This window comes from Streptomyces sp. NPDC050211, assembly GCF_040656035.1.
Taxonomy (GTDB): Bacteria; Actinomycetota; Actinomycetes; order Streptomycetales; family Streptomycetaceae; genus Streptomyces.
In genome coordinates, this window is sequence record NZ_JBFALC010000022.1 from 92,542 (window position 1) to 115,425 (window position 22,884).

Annotated in this window: 21 protein-coding genes, 1 tRNA gene and 1 riboswitch; of the genes, 17 read left to right on the top strand and 5 right to left on the bottom strand. The window is 71.1% G+C overall.

Going from position 1 to position 22,884, the window contains the following annotated elements; translation table 11 throughout:
- Positions 1-217 precede the first annotated feature (217 nt).
- A riboswitch (cyclic di-AMP (ydaO/yuaA leader) is annotated at positions 218-382 on the top strand.
- A 4-nt stretch (positions 383-386) separates the two neighbouring features.
- Positions 387-1,352 (top strand): LysM peptidoglycan-binding domain-containing M23 family metallopeptidase, encoded by a 966-nt coding sequence (locus tag AB0I98_RS22630; protein ID WP_362944438.1) that lies wholly within the window; start codon positions 387-389, stop codon positions 1,350-1,352.
- 235 nt (positions 1,353-1,587) lie between these two features.
- Positions 1,588-2,373, top strand: coding sequence for an SGNH/GDSL hydrolase family protein (locus AB0I98_RS22635; protein WP_362944509.1), 786 nt, complete (start codon positions 1,588-1,590; stop codon positions 2,371-2,373).
- Positions 2,374-2,412: 39 nt separating this feature from the next.
- Here the strand turns inward: AB0I98_RS22635 and AB0I98_RS22640 are convergent, their stop codons facing one another.
- Complete coding sequence (locus AB0I98_RS22640; protein WP_362944440.1) at positions 2,413-3,033, bottom strand: TetR family transcriptional regulator C-terminal domain-containing protein; 621 nt, start codon at positions 3,031-3,033, stop codon at positions 2,413-2,415.
- A gap of 36 nt (positions 3,034-3,069) precedes the next feature.
- Positions 3,070-4,248, bottom strand: coding sequence for a Glu/Leu/Phe/Val dehydrogenase dimerization domain-containing protein (locus AB0I98_RS22645; RefSeq protein WP_362944442.1), 1,179 nt, complete (start codon positions 4,246-4,248; stop codon positions 3,070-3,072).
- Between the two features lie 142 nt (positions 4,249-4,390).
- Between AB0I98_RS22645 and AB0I98_RS22650 the strand changes: the two genes are divergently transcribed.
- From AB0I98_RS22650 to AB0I98_RS22710, 13 genes are all read left to right on the top strand, one after another.
- Positions 4,391-5,218: an MOSC N-terminal beta barrel domain-containing protein gene (locus AB0I98_RS22650; protein WP_362944444.1), complete on the top strand. Its 828-nt coding sequence runs from the start codon at positions 4,391-4,393 to the stop codon at positions 5,216-5,218.
- 109 nt (positions 5,219-5,327) lie between these two features.
- Positions 5,328-6,581, top strand: a complete 1,254-nt coding sequence (locus tag AB0I98_RS22655) for an MBL fold metallo-hydrolase (RefSeq protein WP_362944446.1) — start codon at positions 5,328-5,330, stop codon at positions 6,579-6,581.
- A 497-nt stretch (positions 6,582-7,078) separates the two neighbouring features.
- The gene (locus AB0I98_RS22660) at positions 7,079-9,256 is read left to right on the top strand and encodes an ATP-binding protein (protein ID WP_362944448.1); all 2,178 of its coding nucleotides are present in this window, start codon (positions 7,079-7,081) and stop codon (positions 9,254-9,256) included.
- Between the two features lie 92 nt (positions 9,257-9,348).
- Entirely contained in the window at positions 9,349-9,783 is a 435-nt protein-coding gene (locus tag AB0I98_RS22665; RefSeq protein WP_362944449.1) for a roadblock/LC7 domain-containing protein, read from the top strand.
- A gap of 2 nt (positions 9,784-9,785) precedes the next feature.
- Positions 9,786-10,157: a DUF742 domain-containing protein gene (locus AB0I98_RS22670; protein WP_210575524.1), complete on the top strand. Its 372-nt coding sequence runs from the start codon at positions 9,786-9,788 to the stop codon at positions 10,155-10,157.
- Positions 10,135-10,752: an ATP/GTP-binding protein gene (locus AB0I98_RS22675; protein ID WP_362944451.1), complete on the top strand. Its 618-nt coding sequence runs from the start codon at positions 10,135-10,137 to the stop codon at positions 10,750-10,752. The genes AB0I98_RS22670 and AB0I98_RS22675 overlap by 23 nt, the downstream gene beginning before the upstream one ends.
- Before the next feature lie 59 nt (positions 10,753-10,811).
- Positions 10,812-11,390 carry a GAF domain-containing protein gene (locus AB0I98_RS22680; RefSeq protein ID WP_362944453.1) on the top strand — a complete coding sequence of 193 codons (579 nt, stop codon included), beginning with the start codon at positions 10,812-10,814 and terminating at the stop codon, positions 11,388-11,390.
- Between the two features lie 183 nt (positions 11,391-11,573).
- The gene (gene tdh, locus AB0I98_RS22685) at positions 11,574-12,602 is read left to right on the top strand and encodes an L-threonine 3-dehydrogenase (RefSeq protein ID WP_362944455.1); all 1,029 of its coding nucleotides are present in this window, start codon (positions 11,574-11,576) and stop codon (positions 12,600-12,602) included.
- Between the two features lie 28 nt (positions 12,603-12,630).
- Entirely contained in the window at positions 12,631-13,833 is a 1,203-nt protein-coding gene (locus tag AB0I98_RS22690; RefSeq protein ID WP_362944457.1) for a glycine C-acetyltransferase, read from the top strand.
- Positions 13,830-14,732 (top strand): LysR family transcriptional regulator, encoded by a 903-nt coding sequence (locus AB0I98_RS22695; protein ID WP_362944459.1) that lies wholly within the window; start codon positions 13,830-13,832, stop codon positions 14,730-14,732. Before AB0I98_RS22690 ends, AB0I98_RS22695 begins: the two co-directional genes overlap by 4 nt.
- Before the next feature lie 42 nt (positions 14,733-14,774).
- Positions 14,775-15,353, top strand: coding sequence for an XRE family transcriptional regulator (locus AB0I98_RS22700; RefSeq protein ID WP_362944461.1), 579 nt, complete (start codon positions 14,775-14,777; stop codon positions 15,351-15,353).
- A 5-nt stretch (positions 15,354-15,358) separates the two neighbouring features.
- The gene (locus AB0I98_RS22705; RefSeq protein WP_362944510.1) at positions 15,359-15,886 is read left to right on the top strand and encodes a GNAT family N-acetyltransferase; all 528 of its coding nucleotides are present in this window, start codon (positions 15,359-15,361) and stop codon (positions 15,884-15,886) included.
- A gap of 30 nt (positions 15,887-15,916) precedes the next feature.
- Entirely contained in the window at positions 15,917-16,273 is a 357-nt protein-coding gene (locus AB0I98_RS22710; RefSeq protein WP_362944462.1) for an MmcQ/YjbR family DNA-binding protein, read from the top strand.
- A gap of 111 nt (positions 16,274-16,384) precedes the next feature.
- On the opposite strand, the gene AB0I98_RS22715 is transcribed toward AB0I98_RS22710, so the two are convergent.
- Positions 16,385-17,284 carry a transketolase C-terminal domain-containing protein gene (locus AB0I98_RS22715; protein ID WP_362944464.1) on the bottom strand — a complete coding sequence of 300 codons (900 nt, stop codon included), beginning with the start codon at positions 17,282-17,284 and terminating at the stop codon, positions 16,385-16,387.
- 91 nt (positions 17,285-17,375) lie between these two features.
- Entirely contained in the window at positions 17,376-18,083 is a 708-nt protein-coding gene (locus AB0I98_RS22720) for a transketolase (protein WP_362944466.1), read from the bottom strand.
- A 149-nt stretch (positions 18,084-18,232) separates the two neighbouring features.
- On the opposite strand from AB0I98_RS22720, the gene AB0I98_RS22725 reads away from it, so the two are divergent.
- Positions 18,233-18,306: transfer RNA gene (locus AB0I98_RS22725), tRNA-Pro, on the top strand.
- A 126-nt stretch (positions 18,307-18,432) separates the two neighbouring features.
- Entirely contained in the window at positions 18,433-18,981 is a 549-nt protein-coding gene (locus AB0I98_RS22730; RefSeq protein ID WP_362944468.1) for a phage integrase N-terminal SAM-like domain-containing protein, read from the top strand.
- Between the two features lie 1,008 nt (positions 18,982-19,989).
- Here AB0I98_RS22730 and AB0I98_RS22735 read toward each other — a convergent pair.
- Positions 19,990-22,818 carry an AAA family ATPase gene (locus tag AB0I98_RS22735; protein WP_362944470.1) on the bottom strand — a complete coding sequence of 943 codons (2,829 nt, stop codon included), beginning with the start codon at positions 22,816-22,818 and terminating at the stop codon, positions 19,990-19,992.
- Positions 22,819-22,884: the final 66 nt, after the last annotated feature.

The following is a 22,884-nucleotide window of genomic DNA, read 5'->3' on the forward strand; positions in this document are numbered from 1 at the left end:
CATATTCGTGACCGAGCGTTGTCCGTCATGTTCACGTAATTCACGTGGTTTTCCAGGGGATTGAATCCACTGGCCGGGGTGGAATTCACGGAGGGTGACTGGGTTTTCTCACAAGGGATCAAGAGAAACGCACAACCGTGGAACCTCTTGCTTGTCCCTTTGCGTCTTGGTCGCTTACGTTCGCCACCAATCCGGACGGACGCCCAATCCTGCCGCCGCCCGGAGACCGCTCAACTCACCCGTGAACGGCAGGAGCGGGGGACCCACAGGTACAACCGCCTGTTCCGGTCTCCGGAACGGCTAGGGGTTAAGTCGCCACCGCGCGGCCGGACATCTCCAGTCCGCACCCGACAGCTCACCTCGTAGGCGCCGGAGAGGAATTCGTCATGCCCGCGAAGGGTAAGCACCGCCGTCCCAAGAGCCAGCGCTTCACTCGCTCCATCGCCGTCGCCGGAACCGGTGGCGCCGCGCTCGCCCTCCCGCTCCTCGGGGCCACCGGAGCGCATGCCGCTCCCGCCAAGTCGGTTTCGGAAAAGGCCGTTCAGTCGGTTCCGACGACCGAAAAGAAGGCCGCGGAGAAGACCGCCGCCGCGAAGAGCTCGGGTGTACGGACCTATTCGGTGCGGGCCGGTGACTACCTTTCGAAGATCGCCGACGAGCAGAATGTCAGCGGTGGCTGGAAGAAGCTCTATGCGGACAACCGCGAGGCCGTCGGCTCCGACCCGTCGATGATCCACCCCGGCCTGAAGCTCTCGATCGGCAAGAAGGCCACGACCGGTTCTTCCAAGTCGTCGTCCTCTTCGTCGGCTTCGTCTTCATCGTCCTCTTCTTCGCCGAAGTCGTCCGGTTCTTCTGATTCATCTGGTTCATCCGCTTCGGGTTCGTCGAAGTCGTCCTCGAACACGGCGACCACCCAGTCCTCCGACACCACGAGCACGGCCGGCGGCTTCGCCCTCCCCGTGGCCGGTGCCAGCATCGGTACCCCGTACCGCATGTCGGGCAGCATGTGGTCCAGCGGCTACCACACCGGCGTCGACTTCGCCGCCCCGACCGGCACTCCGCTCAAGGCCGTCGGTGCGGGCACGGTCGTCTCCGCGGGCTGGGGCGGCGCGTACGGCAACGAGGTCGTCATCAAGCTGGCCGACGGCCACTACGCGCAGTACGCCCACCTGTCCTCGCTCTCCGTCTCCAGCGGCCAGAGCGTGACCGCGGGCCAGCAGATCGGCCTCTCCGGCTCGACCGGCAACTCGACCGGCCCGCACCTGCACTTCGAGATCCGCACCACCCCGGACTACGGCTCGGACGTCGACCCCGTCGCCTACCTCCGCTCGAAGGGTGTCTCCGTCAGCTGACACCCGGCGCCTGAAGCGTCCCCCACGCCACCGAAGGCCGGACCCCGATCCCCGGGTCCGGCCTTCGGTGCCGGCCGTGCGGGAATCCCGGTCGGGACGTATTCCTGAATTGGCGAACACTTTAGGAGTGGCTTATCTCACCGTCCGTCAACCCCTTCCTACGGTCGCGTAGCTCACATCCGAAGGTGAATCATGGGCCGACGTGGCAGACGATTCGAAGAATGACATCAGATCAGTGATCGGGTCGTACGTGGCGGTGGGGGACAGCTTCACCGAGGGCGTCGGCGACCCCGGCCCCGACGGGGCGTTCGTCGGCTGGGCCGACCGATTCGCGGTACTGCTCGCGGACCGGCGGCCGGAGGGCGACTTCGAGTACACCAACCTTGCCGTGCGCGGCAGACTCCTCGACCAGATCGTGGCCGACCAACTCCCGCGGGCCGTCGAACTCGCCCCGGACCTGGTCTCGTTCTGCGCGGGCGGCAACGACATCCTCCGGCCCGGAACCGACCCCGACGAGGTCGCCGAGCGCTTCGAGCGGGCGATCGTCCGGCTCACCTCGGCCGTCGGCACCGTCATGGTGACGACCGGCTTCGACACCCGGGGCGTCCCGGTGCTGAAGCATCTGCGCGGCAAGATCGCCACCTACAACGGACATGTCCGGGCCATCGCCGACCGGTACGGCTGCCCGGTGCTCGACCTGTGGTCCCTGAAAGCCATTCAGGACCGGCGGGCCTGGGGCGACGACCGGCTCCACCTCTCGGCCGAAGGGCACACGCGCGTGGCGCTGCGCGCCGGCCAGGTCCTCGGCCTGGAAGTCCCGGCAGACCCCGAGCAGCCCTGGCCCCCGCTGCCCCCGCGCGGCACCCTCGAGGTGCGGCGGGACGACGTCCACTGGGCGCGCGAGTATCTGGTGCCGTGGATCGGGCGGCGGTTGCGCGGGGAGTCGTCGGGCGACCATGTGACGGCGAAGGGCACGCTGTCGCCGGACGACATCAAGGAGCGGATCGCGTCCGTGGCTTGAGTCTGTGCGTCAGCGGGGCGGTGAGCCGGACGGCCCGGCTCACCGCCCCGGCGCCGTGAACGCCTCCCGCTCCAGCCCCAGTTCGCGGGCGAGGGCGTCGTCCACCCATTCCTGCGCCCGCGCGCGTGACACCGCTCCGGTGTAGGCGGTCATCTGTACGGCGAGTCCGTCGAGGAGGGCCGTGAGGCGCAGGGCCGCGCCGCTGGGGTCCGGGCAGCGGAACTCGCCCGCGGCCACTCCTTCGGCGATGACCTCGGCGATCGCGGCCTTCCACTCCCTGTCGAGGTCCCGGGTGACCTCGCGCAGGGCGGGCTCGCGCAGCGCCGCCGCCCAGCCCTCGATCCACAGTCGCCAGCCCTTGGCCTGGCCCGTGGGCGCGTACCAGCGCACGGCGCCCCGAAGCCGGCGCAGCGCTGTCGTACGGCGGCCGAGCAGCCGGCGCAGCTGTGCGAGGTCCGCCTCGGCGGCGTGGGTGAAGGCCGCGGCGACGAGCTTCTCCTTGGTGGAGAAGTGATAGAGCACCAGCGCGTTGCTCACACCCAGCGCCGTGGCCACGTCGGCGATCCGGACGGCCGCCACTCCCCGTGCCTCGATCTGCTCGATGGCGGCCTTCAGCAGCTCCTCGCGCCGCTCAGCCACGCTCAACCGCACCCTCGCCACGCGTTCACCCTACCCAGAACATGTCAACGGCCCTCGTCACCGATACCAGCCGAACCGTGCGGCGATCACCGGCAGCCGGTCCGCGACGATGGCGTGCGCGGCGGCCCGCGGCGTCGTCCCGTCCGTCTCCGCGCGGGCCAGCATCAGGTCCACCAGGGCGCGCATCGAACGGCGCGTGTGCGCGAACGCCTCGTCCGCGTCGGCGCCGATGTCGCCGAACAGCGTCCACCACCACCAGGCGTTCGTCCCCGAGTTGACGACCACGTCCGGCAGCACGCCGACCCCGCGCGCGGCCAGCAGCTCCTCCGCCTCGGGCAGTACGGGCATATTGGCCGCCTCGACGATCCAGCGGGCGGTGATCCGCTCCTGGTTCGCGGCGTCGATCGCGTACGAGACCGCCGCGGGCACCAGCACCTCCGCGTCGACGGACAGCCAGGCGTCGCCCGGCAGTTCCCGGTCATCGGGACGCAGTACACCGCGGTCGACGGTTCCGTACGCGTCCCGCGCGGCGAGCAGCGCCTCGACGTCGAGCCCCTGCGGATTGGCGATCGTGCCCTTGATGTCGGCGACGGCCACGACCGTGAGCCCCGCGCGCGTGAGGAAGCGCGCCGTCGCCCCGCCCATGGTGCCCAGGCCCTGCACGGCGACCCGCGTTCCGGCGTACGGCACGCTCGCCCGGTCCAGCGCGGCGAGCGCCGACTCGGCGACCCCGCAGCCGCCGACGAGTTCGTCGAGCCCGATGCCGTCCACGTCGACGGCGAACGCGTCGGCGAGCCGGCGACGGGCCGCGGCCTCGTCGTCCAGCAGCGGGTACACGGCCTGAATCGACGACACGAGCCCCGCCTCCGCGGCCGCCCGGTCCACCAGGTCCTGGGTGAGCCCGAGATCCTCGCCCGTGGTCCAGAGAGTCTCGATGTACGGCCGCATGGCGCGCAGGTAGCGCACCAGCACTCCGTACGCGTCCGGGTCCTGCGGATCGCAGTCGATGCCGCCCTTGGCGCCGCCGAGGGGGACGTACCGGCTCTCGGGGTCGTAGTGCAGCGCCTCCTTCATGGTCATGCCGCGCGCGAGTCCGGTGACCTCGTCGAGGGTGCAGCCCGCCCGCATTCGCAGACCCCCACTGGACACACCGCGCACCAGCCGGTCGACGACCAGAAAGCCCTGCCGCCCGGTGACGTGATCGGTCCACACGAGCGACATCAGGGGGGTGGTCATGCGGGCTCCTCGAGATGAGCGTTACTGAATGATCAGTCAGTATCGAGACGGGTGTCCAGTCGTGTCAACGAGAAACCGGTTGACGGACCGCAGGGCAGCGCGTCATATCGTCGACGGACGTCGGAGAGAGCGGGACGAAGGTATGGCTCATGTCGTCGAACTGACCTACTACCCCATCAAGGGGTGCGCCGGGACCTCGCCGGGCGAGGCGCTGGTGACACCCGCCGGTCTCGCCCACGACCGCAGCTTCATGGTCGTCAGCGAGGAGGGAGTGTTCCGGACGCAGCGGCGGGATCCGCGGCTCGCGCTCATCCGGCCGGAGGTCGGCGCCGGCGGGGAGCGGCTGGTGCTGCGGGCGCCGGGGTGCGAAGCCGTGCACGTCGACGTGGACGCGTCCGGGGCTCGGCGGCCGGTCGACCTGTTCGGGAATCCGTATCAGGGGATCGACCAGGGGGACACGGCCGCCGCCTGGCTGTCGGAGGTGCTCCGGGCACCCAGCCGACTCGTCCGCGTGCCGCCCGAGCACGACCGGGTGACCGACGGCCGGACACCGGGCACCTCCGGCTACGCCGACAGCTGCGCACTGCACATGCTCTCCCGCTCCACCCTGGACCTCCTCAACGCCAAGGTGGCCGAGCGCGGCGGCAGCCCGCTGCCGATGGACCGCTTCCGCCCGAACGTCGTCGTCGGCGGCTGGGACGAACCGCACACCGAGGACCGCGCCCACCGCATCACCCTCGGCGACGCCGAACTGGGCTACGCGAAGCTCGCCATCCGCTGCGCCGTCACCCTGGTCGACCAGGAGACCGGGACCAGGGACGGCCCGGAACCGCTGCGCACACTCGCCGGCTATCGCCGGGCGGCCGAGGGCGGAGTCGCGTTCGGCGCGAAGTTCGCGGTCCTGCGGCCCGGCAAGGTGACGGTCGGGGACGAGGTGGACGTGCAGGTCTGGGGCGACTCGGAGCTGTAGTTCCCCGCGGGCGGAGACGGGCGGGACATCCTCCCGTGACCGGGGCGACCCGGGGGTGTCAGAGGGGCGACCCATAATGGAAGCCTCAGCGATTCCCCCTGGAGGTACCGTGACCGGATTCCGTTCCCTGAGCTCCGGGCTCCGCGCACTGCAGCCCGCGGCCTTCGGCGCGGACCCCAGTGGTGAGCGTCTGGCCCGTATCCGCAGATCGCCCCACTTCAAGGACGGGGTCTTCCTGAATCCCGGCGGCGAGGCTCGGACCCGGCCCTCCGGCTCGTCCGTGGAGCTTGCGAAGGGCTTCTTCGACAAGGACACCCGCCCCCGCCGCGCCCCACAGGGCACGGTTCCGGTGCACGCCACCACCCTCGCCGACATCTCCCGGCCGCCCGCCACCGGCCTGCGGCTGACCTGGATGGGGCACTCCAGCGTGCTCGCGGAGATAGACGGTCGGCGCGTGCTGTTCGACCCCGTCTGGGGCGAGCGCTGCTCCCCGTTCGCCTTCGCCGGCCCCAAGCGACTGCACCCGGTGCCCATGCCGCTGGCCGCGCTCGGCCCGGTCGACGTCGTCGTCATCTCGCACGACCACTACGACCACCTGGACATGCCCTCGATCAAGACACTGGCGGGCACGGACACCCTGTTCGCCGTGCCGCTCGGTGTCGGCGCCCACCTCGAACACTGGGGTGTCTCCGCGGACCGGCTGCGCGAGCTGGACTGGCACGAGGAGACCAAGGTCGGCGGCCTCACCCTGACCGCCACCCCGGCCCGCCACTTCTGCGGGCGCGGACTGCGCAACACCCAGCACACCCTCTGGGCCTCCTGGTCGGTCGCGGGCGAGAACCACCGGGTCTACCACAGCGGAGACACCGGGTACTTCGAGGGCTTCAAGGACATCGGCGCCGACTACGGCCCCTTCGACGCCACGATGATCCAGATCGGGGCCTACTCCGAGTTCTGGCCCGACATCCACATGACCCCCGAAGAGGGCATGCGCGCCCATCTGGACCTCCAGGGCGGGACACCCGCCGGGGTGATGCTGCCGATCCACTGGGCCACCTTCAATCTGGCGATGCACCCGTGGGCGGAACCCGGCGAGGGCACCGTCGCCGCCGCCCGCGTGGAGGGCGCCCGGGTGGCCCTGCCCCGTCCCGGGGAGCCCTTCGAGCCCACGGCCGAGACCGTGCCGTCCGAGCCTTGGTGGCGTGCGGTGGCCGCGGCCCCGGCCGGCGGATGGCCGGACGCCGACGTTCACACCGGCGCCTCGACGAAGACCGCGACCGACGGCCCGGTGGATACGGCCGGTGACGTTCCGGGCAGTGCCGCCGAGGGCAGCGGCGAGGCCGCGGCCGTACCGGCGGGCTGATCGCAGGCGGGAAAACGGTGGACGGCCAGGGCCGGGGAGCGCATCGCACCCCGGCCCTGGCCGTCTGTTCATGACCGCTTCTGACCAGCTGTGATCGCTGTCTTCTCGTTCTGAGGCCGGGGTTTGAGACGTTAATCGGTCTGTCGTACGAAGCCTCATACCAGAGCGGGACGCTGCCCGTGGGAGTTTGTCAACTGCGCACCGCACGTGATGCTCAGGCGACTACTGTGAGTGTCCGCTGGGCGACGCAGGGCCGAATTCATCGGTTCTCTCGACCGGCATCACGATGCCGCATGCCCGATTTGTGCACAGCACCCGGGGCGTGCGAGGACCAGGACGGATCAGGGAGCGGGGTCTGGCAGGTGGAGCTGCGAGGCGGCGGAGGGAGTCGACGCCATGGGATCACCCCTGACTCGACCGTCAGGGCCCGCGAAACCGGCGGCGGCCACGCGAAACCCTCTGGCAACCAGGCCCGACGGACCAGCACAAGGACACCGATGTCTCAGCTCCGCGCACCGGCAGCACGCGCAGACCGCCGCGAGGGCGGCAGGCACGGGCGGCCGGTCGCCCGCCCCGCACCGGCTCTGTCCGAGACGCAGATACGGCCTCAACTCCTGCGTCTGGCCGTGCTGCCGCCGGTCGCGGTCGCCCTCGGCGCCAGCGCCGCCGTGCTGTTCACCGTCCGCACCACCGGGGCGCAGCCCAGCCTCACCCTGTGGGCCGTGCTCGCCGGCGCGGTCTCGGTGACCTGCGTCGGGATCGCCATCGCCGCCGTGGCCGCCGACCGCGCCGCCAAGTCCGTGAGCGACCGGCTCGGCGCGCTGCGGCGGAGCAGCGCGCGCGGCGAGGCCGACCTGAAAGCCCTAGTCGAGGCGCTGCGGCGCGGCGAAGGCCCGCCCCAGCGCAAGCCGCGCAGCGGACCCCCCGATGACGCCGACGACTTCGAACTGCTCGCCGCCGACCTGGCCCGCGCACACGACGGCGCCGTCACGGCCGTCGTCCAGGCCGCACAGCTGTCCAGCCAGGCGGGCAGCGAGCAGAAGCTGGAGGTCTTCCTCAACCTCGCCCGGCGCCTCCAGTCGCTGGTGCACCGCGAGATCTCCATCCTCGACGAGCTGGAGAACGAGATCGAGGACCCCGACCTGCTCAAGGGCCTCTTCCACGTCGACCACCTCGCCACCCGCATCCGGCGCCACGCGGAGAACCTCGCCGTACTCGGCGGCGCCGTGTCGCGCAGGCAGTGGAGCAACCCGGTCTCCATGACCGAGGTGCTGCGCTCGGCCATCGCCGAGGTCGAGCAGTACTCGCGCGTCAAGCTCGTGCCGCCGATCGACGGCACCCTGCGCGGGCACGCCGTCGCCGACGTGATCCATCTGCTCGCCGAACTGGTGGAGAACGCAACGGTGTTCTCCGCTCCGCACACCCAAGTCCTGCTGCGCGCCAACCTGGTCACCTCCGGGCTCGCGGTCGAGGTCGAGGACCGCGGACTCGGCATGCCCGTCGGTGAGCAGAGCAAGATGAACGCCCTGCTCGCCGATCCCGACCAGGTCAATGTGGCCAGCCTGCTCGCCGACGGCCGCATCGGGCTGTTCGTCGTCTCCCAGCTCGCCCGGCGGCACGGCATCAACGTCCGCCTGCAGACCAACATTTACGGCGGTGTCCAGGCCGTACTCGTCGTGCCGCAGGGGTTGTTGGGTACGCATCCGGGCGCCCCCGGAGCGGTACGGTCACCGCAGGAAACCGGTGGTGGGGGAGCGGCCGTTCCGCCACAGCAGCATCCGCGGTCCGTGCCAGCACCGGCACCTGACGCGGGGCAGCAGCGGGTCGCGCCCTCGGCGCCGATCGTCGTGCCGCCTCGGCAGGCTCCTCGGGCTGCCGCCCCGATGCCGGACAGCGGTCCGCCGATGCCGCTGCCCGTGCGCGTCCACGAGGAACGGCCCAATCCGGCCGAGGCCCTGCCGGGCATCCGGCCCGAGGACCGTCCGCTCGTCGCCGAGAACACGGCCACACCGCCCCTGCCGCGCACCGGCACCGTCCGCGGCACCATGGGCAAGCCCCAACTGCCCCGGCGCCGGGCCCAGGAGCACATCGCACCCCAGCTGCGCGACGGCCCGGTACCACGCCAGGACACGGACCACCTCGTCGGCCACGACCCCGGCCTCATGGCAGCCTTCCAGCGCGGCATCGGGCTCGCGGAGGCGCAGCAGCACAGGGAGCGGGGCCACATGGAGCCGGGCCACATGGAGTCGCACTACATGGAGTCGGGCCACGCGGAGTCGGCGCACATGGACTCGGCCCACAGAGACGTCCCCAACAGCAGCGCCTCCCTGCACATGGACTCGCCGCACAGGGAGACCCGGCGCACGGACGCCACGCCCCTGGAAACTCCGGACACGGTGTCCGGACACAGGAACTCAGGGCCACACGTGGTGTCCGGCCATATGGAACCCGCCCACATCGAACCGGCCCACATCGAACCGGCACGCACCGAACCGACGCGCCTCGCGCCCGTCCGACCAGATGCGTCCCACACAGATGCCGAATCCATGACCAGGGCCCACGCCATGGACGTACCGCCCATGGATCCGTCCCACACAACGGAAGCGCGCCGCGTGCCGCCCCGCCCGGACCACCCCACCACCACCCGGCACGACGGGAGCGCACCAGCCGGATGACCACCTCCGCACACACCCCCCTGCCCACCGCCACCCCCACCCTCACCCCCCGCGCTCCCGCAGACCTTCGTACCTCAAGGAGTCGATCCACCATGGCGAGCGAAGCGCCGACCGGCCAGGTATCCGATCTCGACTGGCTGATGAGCGGCCTCGTGCAGCGCGTACCGCACACCAGCAGTGCGGTACTCCTGTCCTGCGACGGGCTTGTGAAGTCGGTCCACGGCCTCGACCCGGACAGCGCCGACCACATGGCCGCCCTGGCCTCCGGTCTCTACTCCCTCGGCCGCAGCGCCGGGGTCCGCTTCGGCGACGGCGGAGACGTCCGCCAGGTCGTCGTCGAACTCGACTCGAGCCTTCTGTTCGTGACCACCGCCGGATCCGGCACGTGCCTCGCCGTGCTGGCCGGCCGCGAGGCTGACGCGGCGGTGCTCGGTTACGAGATGGCGATGCTGGTCAAGAGCGTCCGCCCCTACCTCATGACCGCGCCCCGCCAGCACGCCGTCGAATCCACGGCGTTGAGGCCTTGACCGTGGCGGCGGCCGGCGACGGGCCCTGGCTCGACGACGCGGCCGGACGGCTGGTGCGCCCCTTCACGGTCAGCAACGGCCGCACCCGGCCCACCGTCGCGCTCGACCTCCTGTCGCAGGTGCGGGCCACCGGGGCCACCCCCCTCGGCTACCTCGGCCCCGAGCACGCGCAGGCCCTCGACCTGTGCCGCGCGCCCGTCTCGGTCGCCGAGGTCGCCGCCCATCTGAAGCTGCCGGCGGTGGTCACCAAGGTGCTGCTGTCCGACCTCGTCGACTGCGGGGCCCTGACCACCAAGCCACCCGAGTTCCACCACAACCCCACTGACCGGGCCCTTCTGGAGGCAGTGCTCGATGGACTACGACGACAGCTCTGACTACGACGACGGCGCCGACGCCTTCCCCACCGCGCTCAAGATCCTGGTGGCGGGAGGGTTCGGGGTCGGCAAGACGACCTTCGTCGGCGCCGTCAGCGAGATCGCGCCGCTCAGCACGGAGGAGTTGCTCACCACGGTCAGCGCCGCGACCGACAACCTCGACGGGATCGAGAACAAGGTCGAGACGACGGTGGCCATGGACTTCGGCCGCATCACCCTCGACCCGGAACATGTGCTCTACCTGTTCGGCACCCCGGGACAGGAGCGGTTCTGGTTCATGTGGGACGAGCTCTCCGAGGGTGCCCTCGGAGCGATCATCCTCGCCGACACCCGCCGACTGGAGGACTGCTTCGCCGCCGTCGACTTCTTCGAGCAGCGCGGCATGGGCTTCATCGTCGCGATCAACGAGTTCGACGGCTCCCACCGCTACGACCCCGAGGAGGTACGTGCGGCCATCGACCTCGACCCGGAGATCCCCGTCGTGCGCTGCGACGCCCGGATCTCCAGCTCCGGCGTCCAGACCCTGCTGACCCTCGTACGGCACCTCATCGCCCATGCCCCGGCCCCAGCGCCGAGCCACGGCGCCCACATGTGATTCCCGCACACCCCACGGAGCCCGCCTATGAGCCATCCCCACAGCGACGGAGTGCGCCGATGAGCTACGACCCGCCGCGCCCGGCCGGTCGTCTGCTGCTCACGCCCGAGGACAAGGAGGCCCCCGCCCGGGCGGACCGGCTGCGTCGGCTGGGCCTGGGGGAGCGGACGGAGCCCGCCCTCGACGCGTTCGCGGACGGCCTGGCCGAGCTGACCGCGGCGCCGTACGCCATGGTCAACTTCATCGACGAGAACCGGCAGTTCTTCGCGGGCCTGCACCTCCCCGCCATCGACCCGTTCGTGAAGGGCGACGGCACTGCTCCGGAGTTCGGCCGCACCCTCCCGCGCGACCATGGGTTCTGCCCCCATGTGGTGGTCCGACGCAAGGCGCTCGTCCTGGAGGACGTCTGCGACTATCCGCGGTTCGCCGGCAACCCCGTCGTCGACGAGTTCGGTATCCGCTCCTATCTCGGCGCACCGCTCATCGACCGCACGGGCATGGTGCTCGGCACCATCTGCGTCATCGATGTGGCACCGCGGCCCTGGGGGAGGCCCGGCCTGGAGACCATCAAGTCGGCGGCGGCAGGTCTCGTCGCCCGACTCGAGCGGCGGGAGGCCGACGGGCTTCCGGTGCTCTGACGCCCGGTGTCCCGCCCGGCCGCCGCGCAGGTGTGAAGCGGAGCTGCGGCGCGGCTTAAGAAATCCTCGATGGACCCGGGATGGTGTCGTACGGCAGATTGCTGGGCGATTCCACCCCTCTCCCCGGATGCGGGCGCCTTCGGCATGCCCGGACCCGGGGTCGCACCGTCAGGAGCCGTAGCGTTGAAGGCGCTGGTCAAGGAGAAGGCGGAGCCCGGGCTGTGGCTCGCGGACGTCCCCGAGCCCGCCGTGGGACCGGGCGACGTACTGATCAAGGTGCTGCGCACCGGCATCTGCGGCACGGACCTGCACATCCGGTCCTGGGACGGCTGGGCTCAGCAGGCGATCCGCACACCGCTGGTCGTCGGGCACGAGTTCGTCGGCGAGGTCGTCGAGACCGGCCGGGACGTCACCGACATCGCGGCCGGCGACCGGGTCAGCGGCGAGGGCCATCTGGTGTGCGGGAAGTGCCGCAACTGCCTGGCCGGGCGGCGGCATCTGTGCCGGGCCACGATCGGTCTCGGCGTCGGACGGAACGGGGCGTTCGCCGAGTACGTGGCGCTGCCCGCCGCCAATGTGTGGGTGCACCGTGTGCCTGTGGACCTCGATGTCGCCGCGATCTTCGACCCGTTCGGCAACGCCGTGCACACCGCTCTGTCCTTCCCGCTGGTCGGCGAGGACGTCCTGATCACGGGCGCCGGCCCGATCGGTCTGATGGCCGCGGCGGTGGCCCGGCACGCCGGCGCGCGGAACGTCGTCATCACGGATGTGAGCGAGGAGCGACTGGACCTCGCCCGCAAGATCGGCGTCAGCCTGGCGCTCAATGTCTCCGAGACGACGATCGCCGACGGGCAGCGCCGACTCGGGCTGCGCGAGGGCTTCGACATCGGCCTGGAGATGTCCGGTCGTCCCGAGGCGATGCGCGACATGATCGCGAACATGACGCACGGCGGCCGGATCGCGATGCTCGGCCTGCCGTCCCAGGAGTTCCCGGTCGACTGGGCCCGGATCGTCACCTCGATGATCACCGTCAAGGGCATCTACGGCCGGGAGATGTTCGAGACCTGGTACGCGATGTCGGTGCTGTTGGAAGGCGGCCTCGACCTCGCGCCCGTCATCACCGGCCGCTACGGCTACCGCGACTTCGAGGCGGCGTTCGCCGATGCGGCGAGCGGCCGCGGCGGCAAGGTCATCCTCGACTGGACCTCGTAACTCCCTTACAGCTTCAGGAGCTTCAGCCATGTTCGACTCCGTGCGCGACGACCTCCGCGCCACCCTCGACGAGATCCGTGCCGCCGGGCTGCACAAGCCCGAGCGGGTGATCGACACCCCGCAGTCGGCGACCGTGCACGTCAGCGCGGGCGGCCGCCCCGGCGAGGTGCTCAACTTCTGCGCCAACAACTACCTCGGCCTCGCCGACCACCCGGAGGTCGTGGCCGCCGCTCACGCGGCCCTGGACCGCTGGGGCTACGGCATGGCCTCCGTGCGCTTCATCTGCGGCACGCAGGAGGTACACAAGGAGCTGGAGGCACGGCTGTCGGCGTTCCTCGGCCAGGAGGACACGATCCTGTACTCCTCCTGCTTCGACGCCAACGGCGGCGTGTTCGAGACGCTGCTCGGCGCGGAGGACGCGGTGATCTCCGACGCCCTCAACCACGCCTCGATCATCGACGGCATCCGCCTGTCCAAGGCCCGCCGCTTCCGCTACGCCAATCGCGATCTGGCCGATCTCGAACGGCAGTTGAAGGAGGCGCAGTCCGCCCGGCGCAGGCTGATCGTCACCGACGGCGTCTTCTCCATGGACGGCTATGTGGCCCCGCTGCGCGAGATCTGCGACCTGGCCGACCGCTACGACGCGATGGTCATGGTCGACGACTCGCACGCCGTCGGCTTCGTCGGCCCGACCGGTCGCGGCACCCCCGAGCTGCACGGCGTCATGGACCGCGTCGACATCATCACCGGCACCCTCGGCAAGGCGCTCGGCGGTGCCTCCGGCGGTTACGTCGCGGCTCGCGCCGAGGTCGTCGCCCTGCTGCGCCAGCGCTCACGGCCGTACCTCTTCTCGAACACGCTCGCCCCGGTGATCGCGGCGGCCTCACTGAAGGTGCTCGACCTGCTGGAGACAGCGGACGACCTCCGGGTCCGGCTTACCGAGAACACGGCGCTGTTCCGCCGCCGGATGAGCGAGGAGGGCTTCGACATCCTCCCCGGCGACCACGCGATCGCCCCCGTCATGATCGGTGACGCGTCCGTCGCCGGGCGGATGGCGGAGCTGCTGCTGGAGCGCGGGGTGTATGTGATCGGCTTCTCTTACCCGGTCGTACCGCAGGGGAAGGCCCGTATCCGCGTCCAGCTGTCCGCCGCGCACTCGACGGCGGATGTGAACCGTGCGGTCGACGCCTTCGTCGCGGCGCGCGCGGACCTGGGAGAATCGGACGCATGATCGAGGCGCGGCGGCTCCACATCCTCCGTGCGGTGGCCGACCACCGCACGGTGACGGCGGCTGCCGCCGCGCTCTATCTCACCCCCTCCGCCGTCTCCCAGCAGCTGACGGCGCTGGAGCAGGAGACGGGCCACCGGCTGGTGGAGCGCGGCGCGAAGGGCGTACGGCTCACTCCGGCCGGCGAGATCCTGCTCAGCCACACCAACGTGGTCCTCGCCCAGCTGGAGCGCGCCGAGGCGGAACTGGCCGCGTACAGCTCGGGCGCCGCCGGCACGGTCACCGTCGCCTCCTTCGCGACCGGCATCGTCCTGGTCGTCGCGCCCGCGGTGGCCCGCCTCGCCGTGACGGCGCCCGGCATCCGCATCCGCGTGCAGGACGCCGAGGGCGACGCCAGCCTTCCGATGGTGCTGGACCGGCAGGTCGATGTCGCGGTCGCCGTCGAGTACCGCGGGGCGCCGCCCGCCGACGACCCGCGGCTGGCCCATGTGCCGCTGTACGCCGAGCCGTTCGACGCGGTGGTGCCGGTCAGCCACCGGCTGGCGGACGCCGAGGAGGTTCCGCTGGCGGAGCTGGCGAAGGACCCGTGGATCGGCCCGTACCCCGGCAACCCATGCCACGACGTCGTCGTCCTCGCCTGCGAGAGCGCGGGATTCCAGCCCCGCCTGGAGCACTCCTCGGACGACTTCCGCGCTGTCGTGGCCCTCGCCTCCGCCGACGCGGGCGTGGCGCTCGTACCCCGTTCCGCACTGCACGGCATGGACCTCACGGGCGTGGTGGTCCGTCCGGTCGACGGGGTCGCGCCCACCCGCCGGGTCTTCGCGGCCGTACGGAGGGGAGCGGAGGAGCATCCGCTGATCCGTCCGGTGCTGGACGCGTTGGGAGCGGCGGCCCAGGGCTGAGGACCCTCCGAGCTTTCTCGTATATGGGATAGCATCCCGAATATGAAACACGTCGAAGCCGCGCCCGACCCCGTGGACGCCCGGCTCGGTGCCCGCCTCGCCGAGCTGCGGTCCGAACGGTGCTGGTCGCTCGGGGAGTTGGCGGAGCGCAGCGGAGTGAGCCGGTCGACGCTGTCCCGCGCCGAGCGCGCGGAGATCAGCCCCACGGCATCCCTCCTCAACCGCCTCTGCGCCGTCTACGGACGGACCATGTCCCAGCTGCTCAGCGAGGTCGAGCAGGAGCCCGCGCTGCTGGTGCGGGCGGCCGAGCAGCACGTGTGGGAGGACCGGTCCTCCGGGTTCGTACGGCGTTCTGTGTCCCCGCCGCACGCCGGGCTGCGCGGCGAACTCGTCGAGGGGCGGCTCGCCGCGGGCGCCGACATCGCGTACGACCGACCGCCCGTGCCGGGACTGGAGCAGCACATCTGGGTGCTGGCGGGGTCCCTGGAGGTGACCGCGCAGGACGTGGAGCACCGGCTCGATGCGGGCGACTGCCTGCGGCTGCGGGTGTGGGGGCCGACGCGGTTCCGGTGCGCCGGTGCCGAGGAGGTCCGGTATGTGCTGGCGGTGGTGCTGCCGTGAACGTCATGCGCTGGGACGCGGATCAACTGCTCGCGGCGGTCGAGGAGTTGGCCGATCTGCTGACCGACACCGTGCACTCGGGCGCCTCCATCGGCTTCCTCGCGCCGCTCGACCGCGCGGCGGCCGTGGCGTGGTGGACGGAGTGGGCCGCCGGAGTCGCCGCCGGGCGACTCGCGGTGTGGATCGCACGTGAAGAGGGCGGCCGGGTGTCCGGCACCGTCAGCCTGGCCTTCCCCGACAAGCCCAACAGCCGTCACCGCGCCGAGCTGGTCAAGCTGATGGTGCACCGGGACGCGCGGGGGCGGGGCCTCGGCCGTACGCTCCTGGACACCGCGGAAAGGGCGGCAGCCGAAGCGGGCATCACCCTCCTCCACCTCGACACCGAGACCGACAGCCTCGCCGAACGCCTCTACCGCTCGGCTGGCTGGACCCGGCTCGGCGCGATACCCGACTACGCGGCGAGCCCGGCCGGGGTCCTGCGGCCGACGACCATCTACTTCAAGCAGGTCGGAGCGAGCGCTCTCACCTGCTGAATGTCAGTGGGAGCCGCTACCGTGCGTCCCATGCCGGATGCCGAAGACGTACGACGGATCGCCCTGTCCCTGCCGGACACGACGGAGAAGATCGCCTGGAGCATGCCCACATTCCGGGTCGCGGGGAAGATGTTCGCCACGCTGCCCGAGGAGGAGACCTCCATCGCCGTGCGCTGCCCCAAGGAGGAACGCGACGAACTGGTCCTGGCCGAGCCGGAGAAGTTCTGGATCGCCGAGCACGAGGCGATGTTCGCCTGGGTCCGGGTCCGGCTCGCCGCGCTGGAGGACGAGGGGGAGCTGAGGGACATCCTCGCGGACTCCTGGCGACAGGCTGCGCCGAGCCGACTCCTTGAGGCTTACCCGGAGTTGGGGCCGCCGGCGGCGTAGGCGCTCCGCTGGAAGTGCGGCGCTCGCTCGTCAGTCGTCTGCGGGTCCGTCGGGGCTGGTCGCGCAGTTCCCCGCGCCCCGTAGGGGCGCGGCCCCCATAACCCCCCCAGCCTAACCGCCCACGAACCCCGTGATCCGGTCCCGAAGCGACCCGGCGTCCAGGCCGTGCGCGGTGACATGTTCCTCGACACTGCCGTAGCGCCGCAGCTCACGGCGGCCGACGCCCAGGCCCAGGACGCGATGGGGTACGTCGGCGAGCGCGTCGTTCACGGCGGTGGTCGACGTACCGGCGAGGTAGGGCTCGACGAGGACGACATCGGTGCCGGCGGCCTCCGTGGCCCGGCGCAGCGAGTCCGTGTCGAAGGGCCGTACGGTCGTCGCGTACAGGACGGTCAGGTCGAGGCCCTCGGTGGCGTCCAGCACGGCGTCGAGCATCGGTCCCACGGCGACGACGACCCCGGAGCGGCCCTCGCGGACGGTGATGAAGCGTGCCCCGTCGACCGGGCGTCCGGCGGCGTTCGACTGGACGGACAGCCGGACGTACACCTTGTCGTCACCGGCGGCGACCGCATGCCGCAGCAGTGTCTCGGCCTCGTCCGGATGCCCCGGCACATGAACGGTCCACCCGTCCAGGGTGTCGAGCAGCGCCACATCGCCCGGCGCCATGTGCGTGTACCCGCCGGCCGGCCAGTCGAAGGACGCGGCGGCGCTCACCAGCACCGCACCGACGTCCTGATGCCCGAGATCCAGCTTCACCTGCTCGAAGGGCCGCTCCACGAGAAAGCTGGCGAAGGTGTGCACGATCGGCCGCATCCCGGTGAGCGCCAGGCCCGCGCCCGCCCCGACCAGGAGCTGCTCGCGGATACCGACGTCGATCACCCGGTCGGGATGCCTGCGCCGCGCCTCCTCGAAACTGTCCGAGCCGATCACGGCGAGAACGACCGCGACCCGCGGATCCTCGTTGAGCAGCCGCGAGGCGACGGGAGCGAAACGGTCACGCATGGTGTCCATGGAGTTCGAGCCCTTCTGTTGAGTTCGGAGGGGGCGTGAGTGCGGAGTGTGGTGTGGGCGTGAGTTCGCAGTGGGTGTGTGCGCGTGGCGCTCAGGCGTACTTCGGCTCGACGCGGGCCACCACCACGTGCGGGCGACCCGGGTGCGGGGCGGTGTAGGCGGCGTACAGCGCCTCGTGGTCGCGTCCGTCGACTGTGACCGCCGACCAGCCCGCGACCTCGAAACGGGCGGCGATCCCGCCGGGCCGTGCGTAGGTGGCAGACGCGTTGTCGATGACGACGGTATGCAGCTGCTCCAGCCCGGCGGGCCCGGCGAAGGCGATCGCCTCGTGATTGCTGCCCTCGTCCAGCTCGGCGTCTCCGACGAGCGTCCAGACCCGCGGCTCGTCGAGCCCCTGCGCGCGCAGCCCCAGCGCCGTACCGACGGCGATCGGCAGCCCGTGCCCCAGCGAACCGCTGCCGATCTCCGCCCCCGGCACGAGCACCCGGTCGGGGTGGTGGCCGAGCGGGGAGTCGTACGAGCCGAAGTCCGGCAGCCAGTCCACGGGTACGAAGCCCTTCGCGGCCAGGACCGCGTAGTACGCCATCGGCCCGTGCCCCTTGGACAGCAGGAACCGGTCCCGCTCCGGGTCCTCCATCAGCTCCGGGCGCACCCGCAGCACCCGGTCGTAGAGCACCCACAGCGCATCCAGCGTGGACGTCGCCGCAGGTCCGTGCTTCTCGTCGCCCGACATCAGGCTCATGAGCCGGGGCAGGTCCGCGTAGCCGTACGTACGCCTGTTTTCCTCGGTGATCGTCATGCCGACGATCGTGCAACCTGAACCAAACTTGAGGTCAAGTGCGGCTTGGTGCGAGGCGCCGCGGATAAACGAGTGCGCGACCATCTGCCCAAGTGCGGTATTGTTTCCATGCGCGTCCGGCCGCGGGAAATCCCAGGTCAGACGGGCACCGGGACGTGGCGCAGCTTGGTAGCGCACTTGACTGGGGGTCAAGGGGTCGCAGGTTCAAATCCTGTCGTCCCGACGGTGTGAAGGGTCTTCGCAGGCAGCAGCCTGTGAGGGCCCTTTTCGTGTGGGTCGTTTCCGATCTTCGAGGTTGAGCATGCCGCTCATCGGCACCTTTACTCGGAGGCCGGCGAAGATGCCGCTCTTGGACTTGAACAAGATCACTGCGGGGCTGTCGAAGACCTGGTCGGGGTTTCTGCGGGACTGGGATCGCGCGCTGCGGTCGGGGAACTATCCGGAGACCACCCGGTACAACTATCTGCTGGCGGCCGCCCAGTTGGGCCGCTACCTGGGGGAGTATGCGCCGGATCCGGAAGCGTATGACGCAGCTGAGGATCCGACCGACGTCACGCGGGCGCATGTTGAGGCGTTCCAGGCGTGGATGATCGAGACGCGGTCGGCGTCGACCGCGCTGAACAAGCACAAGGCGCTGCAGCAGTTCTTCAAGTGGCTGATGCTGGATGAGGGCGAGATCGACCGGTCGCCGATGGAGCGGGTCCGGCAGCCGAAGATGCCGCAGAAGCTGATCCCGGTCATCCGCAACGACGAGACCACGAAGGTCCTTGGAACCTGCAAGGGCAGGGACTTTGCCCAGCTGCGGGACGAGGCGATCATCCGGCTGTACTGCAACACCGGCGCGCGCCTGTCCGAGGTCGGCAACCTCCTGCTTGGTCTGCTGGCACTACAGGGTTAGTGGGCTCCTGGTCAGCGGAAATGGCCTCGACGGCGACCGGGGTGGTGTTCTGGCCCGCGAATGGTCCGGATCTTGGTTTCCGGCCGATGTGGAAGCGCGCGTCTCCCCCATCCGAGGAACGCTTGGTCGGCTGGTCGAGGCAGGCACGTAAGCATGCCGTGCCGGGGCCCTGCTCCTGCAGCGCCACGCCCACGCACCGGGTCGGCGTGGGCACGGGGTCGGGGCGGAAGAGCTTCACCGCGACCCTGGTTCCGGCAGGTGACGTCAGACCAGGGATCATGACACCGGCCCATCACGCTCGCCCTGGCCGTCCTCGCCGCCAGCGTGCCCCCGGACCGCGCCGATCCACATGCCCCGCCCGCAGACGCCAACCGATCAAGTCGACCCCGCGCATCGTCGCAAACCGCCCTCCGCCCGCAACCAACGGCCAGCTTGGCCGGGCCCGTTCGGCGGTGTCTCGGCTACGCCTGCGTGTTCCTGTGCTGCCCGAAAGCGGGCCGGTCGACGGTCTGGTGAACGTGGTGGCAACCCTACGAGGGTCGGCTGAACGGCACCCATTGCCCGGTACATGCCAGACCTGGACCATGGATGCACTCCGATTCCGAGAAAGCGGAGGTCACCGCGGATGCGTCCTGAGGATCTCACTGGGCCGGAACTGCGCCTGTGGGAGGCGTTCGGCACAGGAGAGGAGGTCGACCTGGGGCCGGCCGACGCGGCTGGCGGCGACTCCGCCGCCGATGGAGAAAGCTGGGGACCGGAGCGCACCGTACGTGCCTCGGTCATCCGCTCACTGGTCTTGGGAGGAGCCGATGAAGTTCGGGGCGAGACGGCCACCCTCGACACGTTGCTGAGGCCACTGGACGACGCTGAGGATTCGCGAGGAAATGTGGCGCCGGGCCGCCGAACGGTTCTTGTCCCCGGTCCGCTCAGTATGATCACCGCGATCGTCCATGATGGCCCGCCAATTTGTGGCCGTCCACATCAGTGCGGCAGGTGTGCTGGCGCGGCTCAGCCCGGCGTGTCGGCAGGCGGTTCCGTGACGTGGTCGATGGCCTCGCGGAGCGCCTGGCGTGAGGTGATGCCGAGCTTTCGGTAGGTGCTGGTGAGATGGACCTCGACCGTGCGGCGGGCGACGAACAGCGCCTGGGCGATCTCCCGGTTGGTTTTGCCGGCGGCCGCCATGTGCGCGACCCGGAGCTCACTGGCGGTGAGAGCCGCGGGGCCGCTGAGTACCGAGCGTCTGGGCCGGGCGCCGGCCGCCACGAGCTCGTCGCTGGCCCGCTGCGCCAGGGCTCGGGCCCCGCATCGCGTCGCGAGGTCCAGCCCCTGCCGCAACGGCTCCTGTGCGTCGGCGCGCCGACCGGTCCGCCGTACCGCCGAGCCGTAGTCGACGAGGGCTTGGGCGCGTTCCAACTGGGCGGGTGAGCCGCCGAGGAGGGTGACGGCCTCCCGGAGCAGTTCGATGCCTGCCCGCCCGCCCTCGATCTGCGCGGCCGTCCGCAGGGCGGCGGAGATGGCGCGCGGCGCGCCGAACGTGCGGGCGAGGGCCAGCTCTTCGTCGACCAGCTTCTGGGCCGCGGACGTGTCACCCAGCGCGAGGTGCGCCAGCGCGGCAGGGCAACGCCACGCAGCGAACCCGGGGTTGACGCATCCAGCGGCCACGAGACCCTCGCCGCACGGGAGAAGATCGGCGAGTGCGTCTCGGGGCCGGTTCTGGCCGAGCCGGAGCCTGCCGCGGGCGGTGTGAACGAAGTGCGCGATGAGCATGCTGAGCGGCTGGTCGCCGTCGATGCCCTGCTCGGTGAGGATCCGCTGCGCGCCCGGCAGGTCACCGCGGTCGATCAGGGCATCCACCAGCACGGCCGCCGCGAGGGGCGCGTCCTGGGACTCTGCCTTCGCCAGGCTCAACGCCGCCCAGGCGTCCGCCTCTGCTTCCATCAGGCGCCCGGCGTAGTGGGCCGTATGGGAGCGCAGCACGGACAGGTAGGCGAAGGATGTGATGTCCCCGAGGCGCCGCGCGATCTCCAGGCCGCGGTCCAGCAGGTCCAGGGCGGGCGGCAGGTGGTCGGTGATCGCCAGGGCCGCGCTGGCCAAATTGACCAGGATCCACGGTTCGGGCGGCAGCGGGCCGGCGCCGGCCAGGGCGGCGAGCCGGGCCACCTCGGCGCTCGACCGGTCCCCGGTCGCGGCGCCGCCGAAAGCGAGGAGCGACAGTGCCATGCGGTCGTCGTCGTTGTCCCCGCCGAGCTGCGGAGCGACCGCGTCCAATTGCCGCATCCAATCCGCGGGCGGTTCCATCGCCGTGAGGCGTCCCCAGGCGACGTTCACGAGGATGCGCCGCGGCACACCGCCGGGGCGGGCCGCGCTGCTGCGCCGGGCCCCTTCGAAGAGTTCAAGGGCCTGGTGCCCCTGGCCGGTCATCACCATCAGCCGGCCCAGGTCCATGGTGATCTGGATACGCCGGTCCAGGTCCGAGGTGAGGTCGAGCGCGGCCCGCAGCGCGTCGGCGGCCTCGACGGTGCGATTGAGCATGCCCAGGGCTGCGCCGAGCCCGGTGAGGAGTTCCGCTCGGAGACCGGCCTCCGGCGGTTCCTCCAGGGCCCGTTCGAGACAGGCGGCCGCGAGCTCGGGCGCCCCACGGGTGAGGGCGTCGGCCGCGGCCACGCGCAGTTCGCCGACCACCCACGGATCACGGTCCGGCGCCGCCGCCAGCAGGTGCGGTACGAGCTGCTCGGACGGCACGGCGTCCGCCTCCAGCAGGCGGGCTACCTGCTTGTGCGCCACGGCTCGCAGGGCTTCGGCCGTGTCCCCGTAGACGGCGCCCCGCACGAGCGGGTGCGCGAACTCGACCGGTGAACCCGCGGTGACGAGCCCGTCGTGGGCCAGCGCGTCAACGAGGTCGGCGGCCTGCTCCAGGCCGAGGCCGGCCAGGGCCGCGACCCGCCGCAGCTCGGCAGCGGGGCCCAGGACGGCCACACAGCGGGCCAGGCGTACGGCGTCCGGGCCGAGGCGTGCAAGCCGGGTGAGCACCGCGCGAGTGAGCGTCTCGGGACGCAGCGCGTCGATCCGGTGGGCCTCCGCAGCGACCGGCTGCACGCCGTCCGCACGCAAGCCGATGAGTGCCTCGTTGAGCAGGAAGGGGTTGCCCGCGGTCGCTCTCGCGCAAGCCCGGCAGAACTCGTCCTCGGCGTCGGCCGACAGGTCCTGCCGAACCAGCGCGCCTACTGCCTGCTCGCTGAGCGGTCCCAGCCTCACGGTCTCCGGCACTACGCCACTGAGCGCGCGGTCGACAGGATCGGCCCGGCCGGGCAGCGCGGGCCGTGCGGCGAGGACGAGCAGGACCGGTAACTCGGGGACCCGGCGCGCCAGATGGGACACGAACCGCAGCGAGGCGTCGTCGCACCAGTGCGCGTCGTCGATCGCCAGGAGCAGCGGACCGCGGTCCGCCAGGTTCGAGCACAACCAGTAGAGCCCGTGCACCACCGCACCCACAGCTCCGGCGTCGGGACCGGGGGGCGCCATGCCGAAGACGGGTGCGGCCAACTCCACCGCACCGGAGAGCAGTTCATCGCGGACATCGGCCGACTCACTCCGCAGCCGAGCTTCGAACAACTGCCGGACGACCGCGAAGGCAAGGTCCCGCTCCAGCTCGCCACCGCGCGCGTTGAGGGAGGTTACGCCCTGCCGTGCGGCCCGGTCCGCGGCAGCGGCCAGCAGGGCAGTCTTTCCGATGCCGGCCGTTCCTTCGATCAGCAGAGTCGCGCCCTCCCCCGCCCGAGCGTGGGCCAACAGCTCGTCGATGCGGCGCAGTTCGCGCTCCCGCTCCATAAGCGTCATCAGGTATCCCCCTGCCAATCCGCGGGCTGCCGGAAAAGACTTCGGTAGCCACCACGATGTGTCCTC

Bases quoted from the DNA above. Each gene is read 5' to 3' on its own strand.
- AB0I98_RS22630 (WP_362944438.1), top strand. From the start codon at position 387: ATGCCCGCGAAGGGTAAGCACCGCCGTCCCAAGAGCCAGCGCTTCACT.
- AB0I98_RS22645 (WP_362944442.1), bottom strand. From the start codon at position 4,248: ATGACCACCCCCCTGATGTCGCTCGTGTGGACCGATCACGTCACCGGG.
- AB0I98_RS22650 (WP_362944444.1), top strand. From the start codon at position 4,391: ATGGCTCATGTCGTCGAACTGACCTACTACCCCATCAAGGGGTGCGCC.
- AB0I98_RS22660 (WP_362944448.1), top strand. From the start codon at position 7,079: ATGTCTCAGCTCCGCGCACCGGCAGCACGCGCAGACCGCCGCGAGGGC.
- AB0I98_RS22665 (WP_362944449.1), top strand. From the start codon at position 9,349: ATGGCGAGCGAAGCGCCGACCGGCCAGGTATCCGATCTCGACTGGCTG.
- AB0I98_RS22675 (WP_362944451.1), top strand. From the start codon at position 10,135: ATGGACTACGACGACAGCTCTGACTACGACGACGGCGCCGACGCCTTC.
- AB0I98_RS22680 (WP_362944453.1), top strand. From the start codon at position 10,812: ATGAGCTACGACCCGCCGCGCCCGGCCGGTCGTCTGCTGCTCACGCCC.
- AB0I98_RS22690 (WP_362944457.1), top strand. From the start codon at position 12,631: ATGTTCGACTCCGTGCGCGACGACCTCCGCGCCACCCTCGACGAGATC.
- AB0I98_RS22695 (WP_362944459.1), top strand. From the start codon at position 13,830: ATGATCGAGGCGCGGCGGCTCCACATCCTCCGTGCGGTGGCCGACCAC.
- AB0I98_RS22700 (WP_362944461.1), top strand. From the start codon at position 14,775: ATGAAACACGTCGAAGCCGCGCCCGACCCCGTGGACGCCCGGCTCGGT.
- AB0I98_RS22705 (WP_362944510.1), top strand. From the start codon at position 15,359: ATGCGCTGGGACGCGGATCAACTGCTCGCGGCGGTCGAGGAGTTGGCC.
- AB0I98_RS22710 (WP_362944462.1), top strand. From the start codon at position 15,917: ATGCCGGATGCCGAAGACGTACGACGGATCGCCCTGTCCCTGCCGGAC.
- AB0I98_RS22715 (WP_362944464.1), bottom strand. From the start codon at position 17,284: ATGGACACCATGCGTGACCGTTTCGCTCCCGTCGCCTCGCGGCTGCTC.
- AB0I98_RS22720 (WP_362944466.1), bottom strand. From the start codon at position 18,083: ATGACGATCACCGAGGAAAACAGGCGTACGTACGGCTACGCGGACCTG.
- AB0I98_RS22735 (WP_362944470.1), bottom strand. From the start codon at position 22,818: ATGACGCTTATGGAGCGGGAGCGCGAACTGCGCCGCATCGACGAGCTG.